The organism is Ciceribacter sp. T2.26MG-112.2 (assembly GCF_900492205.1).
Taxonomy (GTDB): Bacteria; Pseudomonadota; Alphaproteobacteria; order Rhizobiales; family Rhizobiaceae; genus Allorhizobium; species Allorhizobium naphthalenivorans_A.
In genome coordinates this window covers 321,457-339,206 of record NZ_UEYQ01000002.1, presented here as the reverse complement: position 1 = coordinate 339,206, position 17,750 = coordinate 321,457, and the positions used below count along the sequence as shown (strand labels likewise).

The window sequence follows — 17,750 nt, the reverse complement described above, 5'->3', positions numbered from 1 at the left end:
TCGCGCGGGATGGATCGATGGGTCATGCAAGTCTCTTCGGTGAACACCGCTTGAAGCGGCAAAGATGATGGTCTGCCGGATGGTCTATCTCGACATACACATTCGGACGGTAAGGCGCCGCTCTAGCATCTTTGCATTCACCTTTTCAAACTCGCCGAACGCATGTCTGTCTTGCGCGGCGGTAATCTGCACTCCTTATGCCACCCTCAACTCGCAACCGACCAGAGACGATTTTCCGCCCTATCCGGCAAAAGGCGGAAAATTCGTCCAAACATCGGATTGCATGGAAAGAGCCGAGAAGGGGCGACTGGCTCGAAGAAAACGACGACCCCGGACGGGGGCCGCGGAGAAACGACGCGCTCGAAGGCGGTAAGCGTGCCGAGCAGCAAAGCCCGACACGCCCCATCACTCACTCCACGACGGTGACGAAGTCTTCCCTGGCGCGGCGAACCTTCTTGAGGTTGACCAGCCAGTCGCCGTCCGCGGCGCGGTAGCCGATCGGCAGGATCGTCACCGAACGCAAGCCGCGCTCGCGAAGCTTCAGGATCTCGTCGAGCTTCGCCGCATCGAAACCCTCCATCGGGGTGGAATCGACGCCTTCGAAGGCCGCCGCCGTCAGCGCAAGGCCAAAGCCGATATAGGCCTGGCGCGCCGCATGCTCGAAATTCACCTGCGGATCGCGCGGCGGATAGGTGTCGAGCAGCATCTGGCGATAGTTTTCCCAGCCCTCGTTGGTGAAGCCGCGCTCGGCATTGACCAGGTCGAACATGCCGTTGATCCGCTCCGGCGTGTAATTGTCCCAGGCGGCGAAGACGAGCAGATGCGAAGCTTCGGTGACCTGGGCCTGGTTCCAGGCGATCGCCTGGATCTTTTCCCGCGTCTGCTTGTCCTTGACCACGATGATCTCGAAGGGCTGCAGACCGCTGGAGGTCGGGGCCAGCCGCGCCGCTTCAAGGATGCGGTCGATCTTGTCTTCGGACACCGGCTTGGCGGGGTCCATCTTCTTGGTGGCATAGCGCCAGTTGAGCTTTTCGATGAGCATGGAAACACTGCTTTCCTGGTTGACCGCGCGCGCCGCTCACGCCCCTTGGGACTGGTCGTTGCACGGCGAAGCACTCGGTATTTATTAGTAACCAAGCCTAAATAGAGAACTTGAAATCTCCGACAAGAAGGCACATTTTTGTTACCAACAGGGAGAAGCAGGATGCCGAAACACTATGACCCGGCGAAATGCCAGACGGTGAGCGAAATGCTGTCGCGCATCGGTGACAAGTGGAGCGTGCTGGTCATCATGATGCTGGGCGACGGCCCGGCCCGCTTCAGCGATCTCAAGCGCGCCGTCGTCGGCGTCTCGCAGCGCATGCTGACGCTGACGCTTCGGGCCCTGGAGCGCGATGGACTGGTCAAGCGGACCGTTTATCCGACGGTGCCGCCGCGCGTCGAATACGAACTGACCGCGCTTGGCCAGTCATTGCGCGAGCCGATCCAGGCCATGGGCGGCTGGGTCTTTGCCAATCACGACAAGATTCACGCGGCCCGCGCCGAGTTCGACAGGCGGAACGACGCCGAGCGCACCGATCAGAACATCGTCAAGCTGGGCTGAAGACCCGGGATCGATAGCCTTCACATCGAAGGAGCGTCCAGGGTCTCACCCGACCTTGTGATTGCCCTTCGGAAACTGGGCGGCCAGTTCGCCAAACCATTTTCCGCTCTTCTTCACCGTGCGCACCTGGGTGTCGTAATCGACATGGACCAGTCCGAAGCGCATGCGATAGCCTTCCGCCCATTCGAAATTGTCCATCAGGCTCCAGGCGAAATAGCCGCGCATCGGATAGCCGTCCTTGATCAGGTCGGCGACGACGTTCAGGTGCTCGGCGTAGTAGTCGAGGCGCGGCTGGTCGTCGACCGCGCCGTTTTCGACCTCGATGTTGTAGCAGGCACCATTCTCGGTGATGTAGCAGACCGGCAGTTCGTAGCGCTGATAGAGCCCCTCCACCAGCGACTTCAGCGCCGGCGCGTAGACCTCCCAGCCGATATCGGTCCTGACCGTGGAAACCGGCGGCGCGGCGACCGTCGCCGGAAACTCCGCGCCCGGTGTCGGATCGTCTGCCACCCGCATCGGCGTGTAGTAGTTGAGCCCCCACCAATCAGTCTTCTGGCTGATGACCTCCAGGTCGCCCGCTTCGATCTTCGGCATGCGGGTTCCGAGCGCCGAGAGGAAATCGGCCGGATATTCGCCCTTGAATACCGGATCGAAGAACACGCCGTTGTGGAACTGGAAGGCCCGTTCCGCCGCCGCCCGGTCGGCTTGGCCGTCGGATCCGGGGATGACTTCATGCGCGTTCAGCACCAGACCGGCCGGCACCTGCGGCGCCACCTGGCGGATCGCGTCGATGCCGAGGCCATGGGCCAGATTGGTATAGTGCAGCGCATGCAGCGCCGCATCCATGTTCCGCTCTCCCGGCGCATGCACGCCGTAAAGATGCGACAGCCAGACCGAGCACCACGGCTCATTGAAGGTCGCGACCGCATCCATCCGGTCACCCAGTCGCGCCATCACCACCTTGGCATAGCGCTGGAAGGCATAGGCCGTCGAACGCGCCGTCCAGCCGCCGTCGCCCATCAGCGTCAGCGGCAGGTCCCAATGGTAGAGCGTGGCGAAGGCCTTGATGCCGCGCGCCTTCAAGCCATCGATCAGCCTGTCGTAAAAGTCGAGACCCTTCTCGTTGATCGGACCCGTGCCGTCGGGAATGATGCGCGGCCAGGCGATCGAGAAGCGATAGGCCGACACGCCCATGTCCTTGATCAGGTCGAGATCGTCCTCCCAGCGATTGTAGTGGTCGCAGGCGACATCGCCATTGTGCCGGCCATAGACCCGGCCCGGCATGTTGGAAAACGCATCCCAGATCGACGGCTTGCGCCCATCGGCCTTGGACGCCCCTTCGATCTGGTAGGAGGCGGTGGCCACACCGAAGGTGAAATCGTCGGGAAAGCGGGATGCGAGTAGCTTGGGATCGATCATGGTATAGCCGAAAAGGTTGAGCGGCCCTTGGCCGCCGGGAAATCGCGATTTATCCAAGCCAGCAGGGCTTGTACAGGACCGGACGATGAGAATCTGCAACGATACAGGGTCGAACCGGCTCTCGTTGCCTCCAGCCGGGCCTGAAGACCGGCACCCCTTGATCCAACCTCACACCTTCACCCAGGCCCCGTCCTTCCTCGACGACGCCACGCAAGCCTCGACGAAGGCAACACCGCGCACGCCGTCGTCGATCGTCGGATAGGTCACCGCCGGATCGACGGCCGTGCCGGCCTTGGCCGCGTTGATCGCCGCCGCCGCCTCCGTGTAGATCGTCGCAAAGGCTTCGAGATAACCCTCCGGATGGCCGCCGGGAATGCGGCTGACGCGGGCGGCAGAGGCGCCGGCGCCGGCACCGTTGCGGGTGACCAACCGCTTCTGTTCGCCAAACGGCGTGAACCACAGGTAGTTGGGGTTCTCCTGCTCCCATTCGAGCCCGCCTCTGGTGCCATAGACCCTGACCTTCAGGGCATTCTCATTGCCCGGCGCCACCTGGCTGCACCACAGCATGCCCTTGGCCCCGCCCTCGAAGCGCAGCAGCACATGGCCGTTGTCGTCGACCCGCCGCCCGTCGACAAAGCTGTCGAGGTCGGCTGCAAGACTGTCGAGCGTCAGGCCGGTGACGAAGGAGGCGAGATTGAAGGCATGGGTCCCGATATCGCCGGTCGCGCCGCCGACGCCCGACTGCTTCGGGTCCGTTCGCCACACCGCCTGCTTGGCGCCGGTCTGCTCCACTGCCTCGGTCAGCCAGTCCTGCGCATATTCGACCTGCACCACGCGCAGCGTGCCGAGCAGACCCTCGGCGACCATTTCGCGCGCCTGGCGCACCATCGGATAACCGGTGTAATTGTGCGTCAGGATGAACAGCGCGTTCGAGCTGTCGGCGACCGCCTTCAGCCTCTTCGCGTCTTCGAGGTTGGAAGTCAGCGGCTTGTCGCAAATGACATGAATGCCGCGCTCGAGAAAGGCCTTGGCCGCCGGATAGTGCACATGGTTCGGCGTGACGATCGACACCGCCTCGATGCCGTCCGGCCGCCCGGCCTCCTTCTTGGCCATCTCCTCGAACGAGCCGTAGCAGCGCTCCGGATCGAGCCCGAGCTCCCGGCCCGAGGCGAGCGACTTCTCCGCCGTCGACGACAGCGCCCCGGCCACGAGATCGAAATGATCGTCGATCCGCGCCGCCATGCGGTGCACCGCGCCGATAAAGGCGCCCGATCCGCCGCCCACCATGCCGAGACGAATCTTCTGCTTCCGCGCTTCGGTCTTTCCTTCGATCGTCATGAAAATCGTCTCCCTTGTTGTCTCTGGCGGCCCCCTCTGACTGCCGCCATCTCCCCCACAAGGGGGGAGAGCGTTCCTCGCCCACTTCCCCGCTTGGAGCAGGCACCGGGTCGGCGGCAAAGCCCCTCCCCCTTGTGGGGACGGGTTGGGGAGGGGAATTCGTCTTAAAGTCCCAGCATCCGCCGGTTCGCCGTATCGTCCGTCCCGCCCGAGGCAAAATCGTCGAATGCGTGTTCGGTCACCCGGATGATATGCGACCGAACGAAGGCGGCGCCCTCCCTGGCCCCGTCTTCCGGATGCTTCAGCGCGCATTCCCATTCGACCACGGCCCAGCCGTCGAAATCATTGGCCGCCATTTTGGAGAAGATCGCGCCGAAGTTGACCTGTCCGTCGCCAAGCGAACGGAAACGTCCGGCCCGGTTCACCCAGCCCTGGTAGCCGCCATAAACGCCCTGCCGTCCGGTCGGATTGAACTCCGCGTCCTTGACGTGGAACATCTTGATCCGGTCCTTGTAGATGTCGATGTTGTCGAGATAGTCGAGGCATTGCAGCACATAGTGCGACGGGTCATAGAGCATGTTGGCGCGAGGATGGTTCTTCACCCGCTCGAGGAACATCTCGAACGTGACGCCGTCATGCAGGTCCTCGCCCGGATGGATCTCGTAACAAACGTCCACACCCTGCTCGTCGGCATAATCCAGGATCGGCGTCCAGCGACGGGCCAGCTCGTCAAAGGCGGCTTCGACCAGACCGGCCGGGCGCTGCGGCCAAGGATAGATGTAAGGCCAGGCGAGCGCACCGGAAAAGGTCGCATGCGCCTTGATGCCGAGATGCTTGGACGCCTTCAGCGCATATTTCACCTGTTGTACGGCCCATTCCTGCCGCGCCTTCGGATTGCCGCGCACTTCGGGAGCGGCAAAGCCGTCGAAGGCTTCGTCATAGGCGGGATGCACGGCGACCAGCTGGCCCTGCAGATGGGTCGAAAGTTCGGTGATCTCGACGCCGTTCGCCTGCGCCACACCGGCCAGCTCGTCGCAATAATCCTTGGATTCGGCGGCTTGTCTCAGGTCGATCAGCTGGCCGGCCCAGGTCGGCACCTGCACGCCCAGATAGCCCTTGTCAGCCGCCCATTTGGTGATCGCATCCCAGGAATTGAACGGTGCGGCATCGCCGGCAAACTGGCCGAGAAAGATCGCCGGCCCCTTGATCGTTTTCATGGATTCTCCTCCCAAAGTCTTCCTGCAACGTTTCAGTCACGAATACAGGAGATGCAAAATCGATACAACGGCGATAATGGCGGCGGCGAAGATCTGCCCGGGAAACCCCGGGCAGAGGCCTGCTTCTGGTGGATGCCGCCGATCAGAACGGCGAGTCCGGGAAGTAGTAGTTCTTGGCATTGTCGGCGGTGATCAGCGTCGCGTCGAGCGTATAGGTGCCGTGGACCGGAACCTGGTCGTAGATCGCAGCGGCGGTCAGCTCCATCGCGGTGCCGACCATCGACGGCGGATAGAGCACGTTGACCGGCACCATCTTGTCGCCGTCCATGACCTTCTTGATCATGTCCTTCGAACCCGCGCCGCCGATGATGTACTGGATGTCGGTGCGCTTGGCCTGTTCGATGGCCTGCAACACGCCGACCGCCATGTCGTCGTCCTGGCACCAGACCACGTCGATCTTCGGGTACTTGGTGAGGTAATCCTGCATGACCTTGAAGGCGTCGTCGCGATTCCAGTTACCGAATTGGCGGTCGAGGATCTTGACGTTCGAGCCGGCAATGCCCTTGTCGAAGCCGTCCTGGCGCTGCTGGTCGATCGGGATCGGCATGCCACGGATGACGACCACTTCGGCATCCGGCGTATTCTTGGCGATATACTGGCCTGCGACTTCCCCGAGCGCCGGATTGTTGCCGGCGACATAGAGGTCACGCACGGTGTTGTCGTTGACCGACGGCGCGCGGTCGACGATCGAGACGAACGTGCCCTTGTTCTTCACTTCCTTGATCGCGTTGACCAGCGGGTCCGGATCGGTCGGCAGGATGACGAGTGCGTCGATGCCCTGGATCTCGAGGTCCTGCACGGCATTCGCCTGGGTCGCAGGATCGGCCGAGGTCTTGACGATGACGTTGAGGCCGGGATGCTCCTTCATCAGCAGTTCGGCGACGCGGTTGGCATGGTAGACAACGCCGGCGGTCCAGCCGTGGTCGGCGGCCGGAATGGAGACGCCGATCGTCTTCGTCTCCTGCGCCTCAGCCGCGGTGAAGATCGACGCCAGTGCCGTCATGGCGACGGCAAGCCCGAGCAGTTTCTTGTGCATTGGTTTCCTCCCAAGATGCCAGGGTCTCAATGATGCACGGACCGGGCGACCCTCCTGCCCGGCCGCGGTTCACGCCTTGCGCGCCAGCGACCGCTGGACGAGCATCGCGATGATGATGATCGTGCCCTGAATGGCGCCGATCAGATATTCGGAGATGAAGTTGGAGAGCAGCATGATGTTGCCGACCAGCTCCAGGATGAAGGCGCCGCAGATCGTGCCCCACACCCGGCCGGCGCCGCCCTTCAGCGCCGTGCCGCCGACGACGACCGCGGTGATCGCCTGCAATTCCCACAGGATGCCGGTGGTCGCCGAGGTCGAGCCGAGCCGCGGCACGTAGAGCAGCACGGCGATCGCCACGCAAAACCCCTGGATGATGAAGGCGATGGTGCGCACCCGGTCGACCGCGATGCCGGAATAACGCGCGACGTCGCGATTGGAGCCGACGGCGACGACATGCCGGCCAAACCGCATGCGGTAGAGCACGAAGGCGGCGATCGCCGTCACGACGAGGATGATGAAGATCGGCACCGGCAGGCCGAGGATCGAGCCGAAATAAACCGGCCGATACATTTCCTGCTGGGCCGGATCGCGCAGCGTGATCGCTCCGCCTTGGCTGAGCCAGGTCGTCAGGCCGCGATAGATCCCCATGGTGCCAAGGGTGGCGATGAAGGGCTCGATCTTGCCGACCGTGGTGATCAGGCCGTTCACCAGCCCGCAGAGCGATCCGATGACGACGGTGAGAAGCATGGCGACGGCGATCATCATGCCGGGATCGGCGATCACGCCGGAATTCATGAAGAGGATCATCAGGCTGGCGACAAAGGCCACCATCGAGCCGACGGACAGATCGAGGTCGCCGGACGAGATGACGAAGGTCGCGCCGACCGCGATGATGGCGATGAAGGCCGAGCGGGTGGCGACATTGGCGAGATTGGTGAGACCGATGAAATTCGGATTGACCATCGCCCCGATGATCAAAAGCAGGAGCAGGGCGGCAAAGGGCGCGACCGCTCTCAAGTCCACGTCCCGCCAGGTGCGGCGGCCACGGATGTCGGTTGCGCTCTCGGTCTCGGTCGTCATTGTCTCTCGTCTCCTCCGGCAGCCATCCCAAGTCGGCGGCTGCGCCTCCCATGTCTCTTGTCAAAACCCGGTCTTGCCGCCGGGCCTTGGTCGCGGAAACCTTCTGTCAGCTCGCCATCTGGCGTTTCAGGCCCGCGGCGTAGCGCATGATGGTCTGCTCGTTGATTTCCTCGCCTTCCAGCATGCCGACCATGCGACCTTCGCGCATGACGGCCACTCGGGTGCACAGCCCGATCACCTCCGGCATCTCCGAGGAGATGACGATGATCGAACGGCCCTCGCGGGCAAGTGCTGCGATGAAATGGTAGATCTGCTGCTTGGTGCCGACATCGATGCCGCGCGTGGGCTCGTCGATGACGATCACCTGCGGCTCGATCTCCATGATCTTGGCGAGCAGCAGCTTCTGCTGGTTGCCCCCCGACATCCGTCCGACCTTGATCCTGTCATCGCGCACCCGGATGTCGAAGCGGCGCTTGGCCCTGGCCATGGCCTTGGCCTCGCTCGCCGGATCGAGATAGACATAGCGCAGGTGCCGCTCCATGGATTGCAGCGTCAGGTTGGCGGTCATCCCCTCGCCGAGCAGCAGCCCCTTGCCCTTGCGGTCCTTGGTCATGTAGGCGAGCCCGCGGCGGTTCGCCTCGCGGAAATCCTGCGGCTCGAGCACGGCACCCTTCAACCACACCTCCCCAGACAGGCGCGGACGCAGGCCGGCGACCGCCTCCATCAATTCCGTGCGGCCCGATCCGATCAGGCCGGAAAAGCCCAGCACCTCGCCGCGCCTCAATTCGAAGCTCGCATTCTTAACGAAGCCGGTGGAGAGACCCTTCACCGACAGCACGACCTCTTCGTCGACATCCGGCTCGTGCTTGTTGGGATAGAGGCTCGACAGCTCGCGCCCGACCATCAGTTGGGCGATCGCCTCGCCGTCCAGCGCAGAGGTCGGCGCGGTCTTCACCCACTGTCCGTCGCGCAACACGGTCACCCGGTCGGTCAGCTCCATGACTTCATCGAGCTTGTGGGAGACGAAGACGAAGCTGGTGCCACCAGCCCGAAGCTTGCGCACCTGGTCGAACAGCACCTCGGTCTCCTCGCGCGACAGCACGGCCGTCGGCTCGTCCATGAACACGATCCGCGCCCGGCGGCTGATCGCCTTGGCGATCTCGACCATCTGCTTGTCGGCCACGGCGAGCGAGCTGATCAGCGCGTTCTCGTCGATCCGCGAGCCGAGTTGGTCGAGCACACGGCGCGCCTCGGCCCGCATGTGCTTGCGGTCGAGCATGCCAAAACGGGTGACCTCGCGCCCAAGGAACAGGCTTTCGGTGACGGTCAGGTGGTCGGCAAGGTTGAATTCCTGGTGGATGAGCACAATGCCGAGCGCCTCGGCCGCGCCGTTCGGCGGCAGGATAACGGGCTCGCCGTCGAGCAGGATGGTCCCCGAGCTTGCCTGTTCGAAGCCCGACAGGATCTTGACCAGGGTCGACTTGCCCGCGCCATTCTCGCCCATCAGCGCATGGACCTCGCCCGGAAGCACGTCGAGATCCACGCTGAACAGCACCTGGACGTCGCCGAAAGATTTCGAGATCCGCTCCGCGGCGAGCACGGGTGCGCGCGCTGAGTCCCCGACTGATGTCATGCAAGCCTCCCCGCGGCTCCTCAACCGCTCCTGTGGATTTGTGTAAACCTTTACATCGCCGATGTAAAGGTTTACATCCTCGCATCATGGGGACAAATGCGACGTCCTCAGCTTTCGCAGTCGCAACACAAAAGATAGTCTCTCCAGCGATTCCAGACGGATAGGGGGATGGTGTCCGCGTGCAGAATTCAGCACCAGCGACGATCGAGGATGTTGCGCGCCTGGCGGAGGTGTCGATCGCGACGGTGAGCCGTGCAATCCACACGCCCGACAAGGTCGCCAAGTCGACGCGCCAGCGGGTGAACCAGGCGATCGCGATCACCGGCTATACGACCAATGCCATGGCACGCTCGCTGCGCATGGGCCGGTCGAACATGATCCTCATCCTGGCGCCGGACATTGGCGACCCGAACTTCTCCTCGACCCTGATCGGGCTGGAGAACGAGGCGCGCGCCCACGGCTACGGCGTTCTCATCGGCCACACCCAGAACGACCCCGAGCGCGGCCTGGAGTACCTGAAGTTCCTGAGCTCCGGCCAGGCGACCGGCCTCGTGCTGTTTACCGGCCATGAACCCTTCGGCCACCAGGTGGCCGGCACTCGGCTGCCGCCCACGGTCGCGGTGTTCGAGCCTGTTTTCGGCTCGAAGATCTCCTATGTCGGCGTCGATGACGTCGCCGGCGCCCGGAAGGCCGCTGAACACCTGCTCTCCGCCGGCCATCGCCGCATCGCCTTCATCGGCGACAGCCGGACCCGTCTCGGCCACCAGCGCCGCCGCCAGGGTTACGATCTGGCCCTCGACGCGGCCCGCATTGCCCCGGAAAACCGCATCGTGCTCGAGGGCGAAGGCACGATCGAGAGCGGCCGTCTCGCGGTCGAACAGCTCTTCATGCGCGACACGCTGCCGACCGCCTTCATGTGCGTCAACGACGCCACCGCCATCGGCGTGATTAACGGGCTCAATGCGCGCGGCTACGACCTGCCCCACGATTTCTCCGTCATCGGCTTCGACGACGTGCCGCAGGCAACCTATCTCAACCCGGCGCTCACCACCATCCGCCAGCCCCGCACCGCAATCGGCAAACAGGCCATGGCACTGCTTCTCGCCCAGCTCGCCGAGCGCCCGACCGAGCGCCGGGAAATCCTGCTGATGCCGGATTTGATCGTGCGCGGTTCGGTGACCGGACCAGCCAAACGCTGAAGGCCTTTCGCCGATTGGAGGCCGCGGCGTTTGCACGCCCCGGACCGTTCCGGCCTCGTCAATCAGCGATCAGACGTACCGGTTGACCACGTTCTCCAGATACTCCTGCCGGCCCGACTTCGGCTCGGGGTTGATGTCGCCGTCTTCGACCATACTGGTGATTGCTTCCAGCGACAGTTCGCCGCGCAGCATGCGTTGTGCCTCGGGGCTGTCCCACTTGGCGTAACGCTCCTCCAGCGGCTTCGACAGCGCCCCGTCCTCGATCATCTTGGCCGCTGCCTTGAGCCCGCGGGCGCAGCAATCCATGCCGCCGATATGGCCATGGAGGAGATCGACCGGGTCGAGCGACTGGCGGCGCAGTTTGGCGTCGAAGTTCGTGCCGCCCGTGGTGAAGCCGCCGCCGGACAGGATGTGGTAGAAGGCCAGCGCCATTTCCGGCACGTTGTTGGGGAACTGGTCGGTGTCCCAGCCGGACTGGTAGTCGTTGCGGTTCATGTCGATCGAGCCGAAGATGCCGAAGGCATTGGCCATGGCGATCTCGTGCTCGAAGGAATGACCGGCCAGGATCGCGTGGCCCTGCTCGATATTGACCTTCACCTCGTTTTCCAGCCCGTTCTTCTGCAGGAAGGCGTAGACCGTGGCGACGTCGTAGTCGTACTGATGCTTGGTCGGCTCCTGCGGCTTCGGCTCGATCAGGATCGTGCCCTTGAAACCGGTCTTGTACTTGTACTCGACGACGAGGTTGAGGAAGCGGCCGAGCTGGTTCAACTCGCGCTTCAGGTCGGTGTTGAGCAGGGTTTCATAGCCCTCGCGTCCGCCCCACAGCACGTAGTTCTCGCCGCCGAGCCGTTGCGTCGCATCCATGCAGGTCTTCACGGTTGCCGCCGAGAAGGCAAAGACCTCCGGGTCGGGATTGGTGGCAGCCCCCGACATGAAGCGACGGTTGGAGAACAGGTTCGCCGTACCCCACAAGAGCTTGACGCCCGTCTCGGCCTGCTTCTTCCCGAAATAGTCGACGATCGCGTTGAGGTTCTTCGTGTTCTCGGCGAAGTTGTTCCCCTCCGGCCGCACGTCGGCATCATGGAAGCAGTAATAGGGCACGCCAAGCAGCTGGTAGAATTCGAAGGCGACATCGGCCTTCATCTTCGCCGCCTCCATCGTGTCGGAGAACCACGGCCGCTCGAAGGTCTGCCCGCCGAACGGATCGCCACCCGGCCAGGTGAAGCTGTGCCAATAGGCCACGGCGAACCGCAGATGGTCTTCCAGACGCTTGCCGAGCACCACTTCGTCGGGATTGTAATGGCGGAAGGCGAGCGGATTGCTGCTGTCCGGGCCTTCATATTTCACTTTGGCGATATCGCCGAAGAAGCCTGTCGTCATGGGTCGTTCCTCCTGGTTCATGTTCGAATGCTGTGAAAGTCGCATTTCTGGCTCCCCCCTCACCCTGCCCTCTCCCCGGTGGGGAGAGGAGGGCCTAAGCGCTGCCGCAGATCTCTTCTCCCCATCGGGGAGAAGGTGCCGGCAGGCGGATGAGGGGGGGCCTGTGTCAATGAGCAAGCAATTTGATCGCCGGATAAAGCGCCCGATAGCGCCCGTAGGCCTCCTCGTAGGCACCGGTGAGCGCCGTGACGGGTTCGATCGTCTCGGCAGTCTTCGGCGCCGTGCAGACGGAAAGCGGGTCCGCACCCGTCGCTGCGATCAGCCCGAGCCGTGCCGCGCCAAAGGCCGCGCCGAAATCCCCGTCGGCCGGAATGTCGACCGGAAGCCCGAGCGCCGTTGCGATCGAGGCCAGCCAGTAGCGCGAGCGCGAACCGCCGCCGATCGCCGTCACCCGGGAGATATGGGTGCCCGCCGATTTCAGCGCTTCGAGATTGTCGCGGATGGCGAAGCTGACGCCCTCGAGCACGGCCTGCGTCAGCACCGCGCGCGAACTTTCATGGCCAAGACCGATGAAGGAGCCGCGGATCTTTGCGTCGTTGTGCGGGGTGCGCTCGCCGGAGAGATAGGGCAGGAAGGTGACGCTGCCCGGCGCCTTCAGATCGCTGCCGAGCTCACCGGTCAGTTCGCCGGCCGCCTTGCCGGTGATGCCGCTCAGCCAGTTCAGCGCATCGGTCGCCGAGAGAATGACGCCCATCTGGTGCCAGGTGTTCGGCAACGCATGGCAGAAGGCATGGACGGCACTCTCCGGCTTCGGCAGATAGGAGCCGTTGGCGGCAAAGAGAACGCCCGAGGTTCCGAGCGAGACGAAGGCCTGGCCCTCGGCGACCGTGCCCATGCCGCAGGCGGAAGCCGCATTGTCCCCTGCCCCGCCGGCGATGGTCACGCCGCTCGCCATGCCCCATTCGGCGGCCAGCTGATCGCGCAGCGTGCCGGCCGGATCGGTACCCTCGACGAGCCCCGGCATCTGCCGCTCCGAAAGCCCGGTCGCTTCCAGCAGTTCCGCAGACCAGCGGCGCGCGCCCGTATCGAGCCAGGCGGTTCCGGCCGAATCCGACATGTCGGACAGATATTCGCCGCTCAGCCAGAGCCTGATGAAATCCTTCGGCAGCAGCACCTTGGCCACCCTGGAGAAGATCTCCGGCTCATTCTTCGCCACCCAGGCGAGCTTCGGTGCGGTAAAGCCGGGAAAGACGATATTGCCGGTGATCGCACGAAAGCGCGGATCGGCATCAATGGCCGCCGCCTCCACATGGCTGCGTGTATCGTTCCAGAGGATGCAGGGCCGCAGCACCTGGTCGGCGGCGTCGATCAGCGTCGCGCCATGCATGTGACCTGACAGGCCGATGCCCTTCACCGCCGAAAGCGCCGCGCCATGCGTGGCCTTCAGAGCCCCCACCGCCTCGCGGGTCGCGCGGATCCAGTCGAGCGGATCCTGCTCCGACCAGCCGGGATGCGGCCGCGACACATCGAGGGCCGCATGGCCCACGCCAATCACCGCCTGATCGCCGTCGATCAGCATAGCCTTCACACCGGAAGTGCCCAGATCAAGCCCGAGATACATGTTTTCTCCCTATCCCCTGCCCTTCACGGCAGGTTGTCCTTCAAGAAAATGTCGATGCGGATGCGCTCTTGCGCGGCCAGCACCGGCAGGCCGTCGGCCTTAGCCTTCAGCACTCGGATGGCGCTCCTGACCTCGTGTCCGGCATCCTGGTTGAGCACCGCGTCGACCAGCCCGTCCTTGAGCGCATCGCGCGTCGTGCCGGTCAGTTCATGGGCGATCACTGCCGGCCGGCGGCGGAGCTCGGCCTTGCGAAGCGCTGCGACCAGACCACGATTGCCGGCGCCCAGGCTGTAGATGCCGAGAATGTCGTCGCGTTGGCGAAACAGATCCGAAAGCAAGCGCTCGACCAGCGCCGGATCGTCCCGCCCCTCGATCACGTCGAGCAGGGCCAGATGCGGATAACCATTCGCCATGATCGAGCAAAAGCCCTCCAGACGCTCGCGGTGGTCGCGCACCAGCATGGAGCCGGCCAGGACGGCGATCGTGCCGCGCCGATCACCGACGAAGCGGCCGAGCAGGCTCGCGGCGGTGCGGCCGGCCGCCAGGTTGTCGATGCCGGCATAGTGGACCCTTAGCGACGCCGGCAGATCGGAGACCAGGGTCACGACCGGGATGCCCGCATCGACCAGTCGGTCGACGGCACCGGCCACCTCCGGCGCATCGACCGCGACCAGCGCCACGCCGGCTGGCCGATCGGCCAAGAGCGCGTCAAGCGCCTCGACAAGCGCCGCCGCATCGAAGGGCGGCACCTTGAGGATGCGGATGTCGGTGCGCTCCGAGGGCGAACGTGTCGCGGCATCGCGCACCGCCGCTTCCAGTTCGCGCATGAAGGAATTGTCGTTGGCCGGCAGGACGAAGGTCAGAGGATAGACGCGGCCCTTGGCCAGATTGGCCGCCGCCACGTCGCGCACGAAACCGAGCGCGGCCACAGCGCCCTCCACCTTGTCGCGGGTGCGTGCGCTGACACCGGCCCGGCGGTTGAGCACCCGGTCCACGGTGGCGAGGCTGACGCCTGCGGCTGCGGCAATATCGTGAACTGTCGGCTTCATGTTTCCTCCGACCGAAGTCTTAGCGCACGTTCTGAGGTACGTAAATCACTTTTTGAGGTACGTACATCATAGCCTGCTCAAAGAGAAGGACCGTCTCCCCGGTGGGGAAACGGTCCTACGCGCTGCGGTGGATTTGCGAAATGGGATTGAGCCCCGAGCCGAGGCTCAGTGTCCGGCTCCGGGCAGCGGAGCCGCACTTGGCTTCTTGATCAGAAGCGCGAGGAAGACCAGCCCGAAAAACAGCACGGTCAGCCCCATGAACACGTCGATGAAAGACAGCATCCAGGACTGCTGGGTGATGACGCCCGAGAGTTTCCTGAGCGCCACCGCCGTGCCGTCGAGGCCATAGGCATCATAATTGGCGCCGACGCTCGCCAGCCAGTCGAGGGCAGCGGCATTGCCCCAATGAGCCTGTTCGGCAAGCCGGCCATAATGCTCGTCCGAGCGCTGCGTCAGCATGGTGTTGATCACCGCGAGCCCGACAGCACCGCCGAGATTGCGGGTCAGGTTGAACAGGCCGGAGGCATTCTTCATCCGGTCCGGCGCAAGCGTACCCAGCGCAATATTGTTGATCGGCACCATGCACAGCATCAAAGAGCAGCCGCGCAGGATCTGCGGCACGAGCAATTCGTAGAAATCCCAGTCAGCGGTCATGAAGGTCATGCTGTAGGTACCGGCGGCGAAGCCGGCAAAGCCGATCATCATCATCACCCGCGGATCGAGCTTGCTCGACAGCGCGCCGGCAACCGGCGCGGTGAGGAACATTGCGGCCCCCGAGACGAACATGGTTTCGCCGATCATCATCGAGTCATAGCCGCGGATACGCCCCAGATAGACCGGATAGAGATAGGTCAGCCCGTAAAGCCCGACCCCCATGACGAAGGAAAACAGCGAGCCGAAGGCGAAGTTGCGATTGCCAAAGGCGCGCAGGTCGACGACCGGAAAATCCACCCGGAACACCCGGTGGAAGAAGAAGAAGCCGCCGATTACCATGACGACCGTGCCCATGACGATGTGCTCGTCGTTGAACCAGTCCTTGTTGTTGCCCTCTTCCAGCACGAATTCCATCATGCCGAGGAACAGCGCCATCCAGAACAGGCCCCACCAGTCGAACTTCTTGAAGAGCTTGAAGTCGGGCTTGTCGAAATCGATCAGGCTGAAGGTCACCGCGGTGACGATGATGCCGGGGATGACGTTGATCAGGAACAGCCAGTGCCAGGACATGGCATGGCTGATATAGCCGCCGATGGTCGGGCCGATGGTCGGCGCAAGCGTCGCCACCAGACCGACGATCGGCGAGACGATGTTGCGCTTGGACGGCGGGAAGATGGTGAAGGCTGCGGCGAATACCGAGGGGATCATGCCGCCACCGATAAAGCCCTGGATCGCCCGGTAGACGATCATCTGGTCGATATTGGTCGCCGTCGCGGCCAGCGCGCTGGCGATGGTGAAGCCCGCGGCGGAGAAGGAAAAGAGGATGCGCGTCGACACGATGCGCGCCAGTGCCCCCGACAGCGGGATCATGATCACTTCGGCGATCAGATAGGAGGTCTGCACCCAGGCGATCTCGTCGGACCCGGCGCCAAGGCCGGCCTGGATCTCGGCAAGCGAAGCCGACACGATCTGGATGTCGAGGATCGACATGAACATGCCGAACACCATCGCGAAGAAGGCGATGAGCCGCTTCGGGTCCATGCGCTCCTCGGCGCCCGGCAGCGGGACCGCGCCTGCCGCTGTGTTTGCGGATTCGGCCATCGTGCTTTTCCCTGGCAGGACCGCCTCAGTTGGCCGCGAGCGCCGCACCCTGCGGCGCGGTGCGGGTATCGACGTCGACGACGACGCTCAGGCCGGCGCGCAAGTGCCCGGCCTCGAGCACATTCTTCGGAATCTCGATGCGGACGGGAACGCGTTGCACGACCTTGGTGAAATTGCCCGTGGCATTTTCCGCCGGCAGCATGGAAAAGACCGAGCCGGAGGCCGGTGCGATCGACGTCACGGTCCCCTCGATCGTCTCGTCGCCATAGGCGTCGACATGGATGGCAACCTTCGAGCCGGGGACCAGGTCGGCGATCTGCGTCTCCTTGAAATTGGCCTCGATGTAGAGCTGTTCGACCGGAACCAGCGCGGCCAGACGCTTGCCGACCGAGACGAGGTCGCCGGTCTGGACGGAAAGATTGCCGACGATCCCGTCATAGGGCGCTCTCAGCACCGTGAAGGCGAGGTCACGCTCGGCCTTTTCGAGCGCCAGTTCGGCCGATCGCATGCCGGCATCGGCCTCGGCGCGCTGCGCCTTGAGAACGGCGATACTGGCTTCGGCGGCGGCAATATTGGCGTCTGCGGCGGCAAGGCTCGCCCTGGCCTGCTCAAGCTGCGTCTTGGCGCTGTCGAGATCGGCGGTGGACACCACCTTCTGCTCCTGCAGGCCGCTGACGCGCGTGAGAGAGAGTTCGGCGAGGCCGAGAGTCGCCTGCGCCGACTGCTTCTGGGCCACGGCCTGGGCCAGCGCGGCGTCCCCGCCCCTGATCTGCGCATCGATCCGCTCGAGCGTCAAACGCTGCACGACGATCTGCGCCTCGGCCTGCTCGGCGGCGATGCGATAGTCGCCGTCGTCGAGCGTCACCAGCGGATCGCCGGCCTTGACGCGCTGGTTGCCGGCAACCTCCACCGACTTCACATAGCCGGAGACCTTGGGCGAGATGATCGCGATGTCGCCTTCGATATAGGCGTCCTCGGTCGAGACCATGAACCGGCCCTCGGTCCACCAGCCATAACCATACCAGGCCGCGCCGGCGAAGAGCGCGGCAAGGATGACCGGCAGAACCAGGCTGCGGCGCTTCTTGGCGGTGGCCGGTTCCGCCAAGGCGGCCGGGCCCTGCGTGTGATCGGTTGCGGCGCCGGGATGCGCCTCGAGAACCGCGATCTCATTGTCGGCCGGCCGCGCATCGGCAGCATGGGCGGAGCGGACGGCACCCGTCCTTTGGGATAGTGACATGTTCAAACCATTCGCTGGCGATGTAAGCTGATCGAACTGAACCGTTCGGTTCGATTGACATAGAGGCTTTTCTACCACATATCAAGACGTAGAAAGCCAGCACTTTCCTTTCTGGCTCGAATG

At 63.9% G+C, this 17,750-nt stretch carries 14 protein-coding genes; 2 read left to right on the top strand and 12 right to left on the bottom strand.

Annotated elements, in window-relative coordinates:
- Window positions 1–409: 409 nt before the first annotated feature.
- A complete protein-coding gene (locus DYZ14_RS05090; RefSeq protein ID WP_154719687.1) occupies window positions 410–1,042 on the bottom strand; it encodes an NAD(P)H-dependent oxidoreductase in 633 nt (210 codons plus the stop codon).
- Window positions 1,043–1,204: 162 nt separating this feature from the next.
- On the opposite strand from DYZ14_RS05090, the gene DYZ14_RS05085 reads away from it, so the two are divergent.
- A complete protein-coding gene (locus tag DYZ14_RS05085) occupies window positions 1,205–1,603 on the top strand; it encodes a winged helix-turn-helix transcriptional regulator (protein WP_154719686.1) in 399 nt (132 codons plus the stop codon).
- Between the two features lie 45 nt (window positions 1,604–1,648).
- On the opposite strand, the gene DYZ14_RS05080 is transcribed toward DYZ14_RS05085, so the two are convergent.
- From DYZ14_RS05080 to DYZ14_RS05055, 6 genes are all read right to left on the bottom strand, one after another.
- Window positions 1,649–3,022, bottom strand: a complete 1,374-nt coding sequence (locus tag DYZ14_RS05080; RefSeq protein ID WP_154719685.1) for a GH1 family beta-glucosidase — start codon at window positions 3,020–3,022, stop codon at window positions 1,649–1,651.
- A gap of 168 nt (window positions 3,023–3,190) precedes the next feature.
- Complete coding sequence (locus tag DYZ14_RS05075) at window positions 3,191–4,360, bottom strand: Gfo/Idh/MocA family protein (protein WP_154719684.1); 1,170 nt, start codon at window positions 4,358–4,360, stop codon at window positions 3,191–3,193.
- Between the two features lie 164 nt (window positions 4,361–4,524).
- Window positions 4,525–5,577, bottom strand: a complete 1,053-nt coding sequence (locus DYZ14_RS05070; protein WP_154719683.1) for a sugar phosphate isomerase/epimerase family protein — start codon at window positions 5,575–5,577, stop codon at window positions 4,525–4,527.
- A 142-nt stretch (window positions 5,578–5,719) separates the two neighbouring features.
- Window positions 5,720–6,673: a substrate-binding domain-containing protein gene (locus tag DYZ14_RS05065; protein ID WP_154719682.1), complete on the bottom strand. Its 954-nt coding sequence runs from the start codon at window positions 6,671–6,673 to the stop codon at window positions 5,720–5,722.
- Between the two features lie 69 nt (window positions 6,674–6,742).
- The gene (locus DYZ14_RS05060) at window positions 6,743–7,753 is read right to left on the bottom strand and encodes an ABC transporter permease (protein ID WP_154719681.1); all 1,011 of its coding nucleotides are present in this window, start codon (window positions 7,751–7,753) and stop codon (window positions 6,743–6,745) included.
- Between the two features lie 106 nt (window positions 7,754–7,859).
- Entirely contained in the window at window positions 7,860–9,386 is a 1,527-nt protein-coding gene (locus DYZ14_RS05055) for a sugar ABC transporter ATP-binding protein (protein ID WP_154719680.1), read from the bottom strand.
- Window positions 9,387–9,565: 179 nt separating this feature from the next.
- On the opposite strand from DYZ14_RS05055, the gene DYZ14_RS05050 reads away from it, so the two are divergent.
- Window positions 9,566–10,585, top strand: a complete 1,020-nt coding sequence (locus DYZ14_RS05050; RefSeq protein WP_154719679.1) for a LacI family DNA-binding transcriptional regulator — start codon at window positions 9,566–9,568, stop codon at window positions 10,583–10,585.
- Between the two features lie 69 nt (window positions 10,586–10,654).
- Here DYZ14_RS05050 and xylA read toward each other — a convergent pair whose 3' ends face one another.
- From xylA to DYZ14_RS05025, 5 genes are all read right to left on the bottom strand, one after another.
- A complete protein-coding gene (xylA, locus tag DYZ14_RS05045; RefSeq protein ID WP_154719678.1) occupies window positions 10,655–11,965 on the bottom strand; it encodes a xylose isomerase in 1,311 nt (436 codons plus the stop codon).
- Window positions 11,966–12,131: 166 nt separating this feature from the next.
- Complete coding sequence (gene xylB / locus DYZ14_RS05040) at window positions 12,132–13,586, bottom strand: xylulokinase (RefSeq protein WP_154719677.1); 1,455 nt, start codon at window positions 13,584–13,586, stop codon at window positions 12,132–12,134.
- 23 nt (window positions 13,587–13,609) lie between these two features.
- The gene (locus tag DYZ14_RS05035; RefSeq protein ID WP_154719676.1) at window positions 13,610–14,635 is read right to left on the bottom strand and encodes a LacI family DNA-binding transcriptional regulator; all 1,026 of its coding nucleotides are present in this window, start codon (window positions 14,633–14,635) and stop codon (window positions 13,610–13,612) included.
- A gap of 165 nt (window positions 14,636–14,800) precedes the next feature.
- On the bottom strand, window positions 14,801–16,390 hold the full coding sequence (locus tag DYZ14_RS05030) for a DHA2 family efflux MFS transporter permease subunit (RefSeq protein ID WP_154719675.1): 1,590 nt from the start codon (window positions 16,388–16,390) through the stop codon (window positions 14,801–14,803).
- Between the two features lie 25 nt (window positions 16,391–16,415).
- The gene (locus DYZ14_RS05025) at window positions 16,416–17,627 is read right to left on the bottom strand and encodes an HlyD family secretion protein (RefSeq protein WP_154719674.1); all 1,212 of its coding nucleotides are present in this window, start codon (window positions 17,625–17,627) and stop codon (window positions 16,416–16,418) included.
- Window positions 17,628–17,750 lie beyond the last annotated feature (123 nt).

Coding starts and splice junctions, on each gene's coding strand:
- DYZ14_RS05090 (WP_154719687.1), bottom strand. CDS start 1,042: ATGCTCATCGAAAAGCTCAACTGGCGCTATGCCACCAAGAAGATGGAC.
- DYZ14_RS05085 (WP_154719686.1), top strand. CDS start 1,205: ATGCCGAAACACTATGACCCGGCGAAATGCCAGACGGTGAGCGAAATG.
- DYZ14_RS05080 (WP_154719685.1), bottom strand. CDS start 3,022: ATGATCGATCCCAAGCTACTCGCATCCCGCTTTCCCGACGATTTCACC.
- DYZ14_RS05075 (WP_154719684.1), bottom strand. CDS start 4,360: ATGACGATCGAAGGAAAGACCGAAGCGCGGAAGCAGAAGATTCGTCTC.
- DYZ14_RS05070 (WP_154719683.1), bottom strand. CDS start 5,577: ATGAAAACGATCAAGGGGCCGGCGATCTTTCTCGGCCAGTTTGCCGGC.
- DYZ14_RS05065 (WP_154719682.1), bottom strand. CDS start 6,673: ATGCACAAGAAACTGCTCGGGCTTGCCGTCGCCATGACGGCACTGGCG.
- DYZ14_RS05060 (WP_154719681.1), bottom strand. CDS start 7,753: ATGACGACCGAGACCGAGAGCGCAACCGACATCCGTGGCCGCCGCACC.
- DYZ14_RS05055 (WP_154719680.1), bottom strand. CDS start 9,386: ATGACATCAGTCGGGGACTCAGCGCGCGCACCCGTGCTCGCCGCGGAG.
- xylA (WP_154719678.1), bottom strand. CDS start 11,965: ATGACGACAGGCTTCTTCGGCGATATCGCCAAAGTGAAATATGAAGGC.
- xylB (WP_154719677.1), bottom strand. CDS start 13,586: ATGTATCTCGGGCTTGATCTGGGCACTTCCGGTGTGAAGGCTATGCTG.
- DYZ14_RS05035 (WP_154719676.1), bottom strand. CDS start 14,635: ATGAAGCCGACAGTTCACGATATTGCCGCAGCCGCAGGCGTCAGCCTC.
- DYZ14_RS05030 (WP_154719675.1), bottom strand. CDS start 16,390: ATGGCCGAATCCGCAAACACAGCGGCAGGCGCGGTCCCGCTGCCGGGC.
- DYZ14_RS05025 (WP_154719674.1), bottom strand. CDS start 17,627: ATGTCACTATCCCAAAGGACGGGTGCCGTCCGCTCCGCCCATGCTGCC.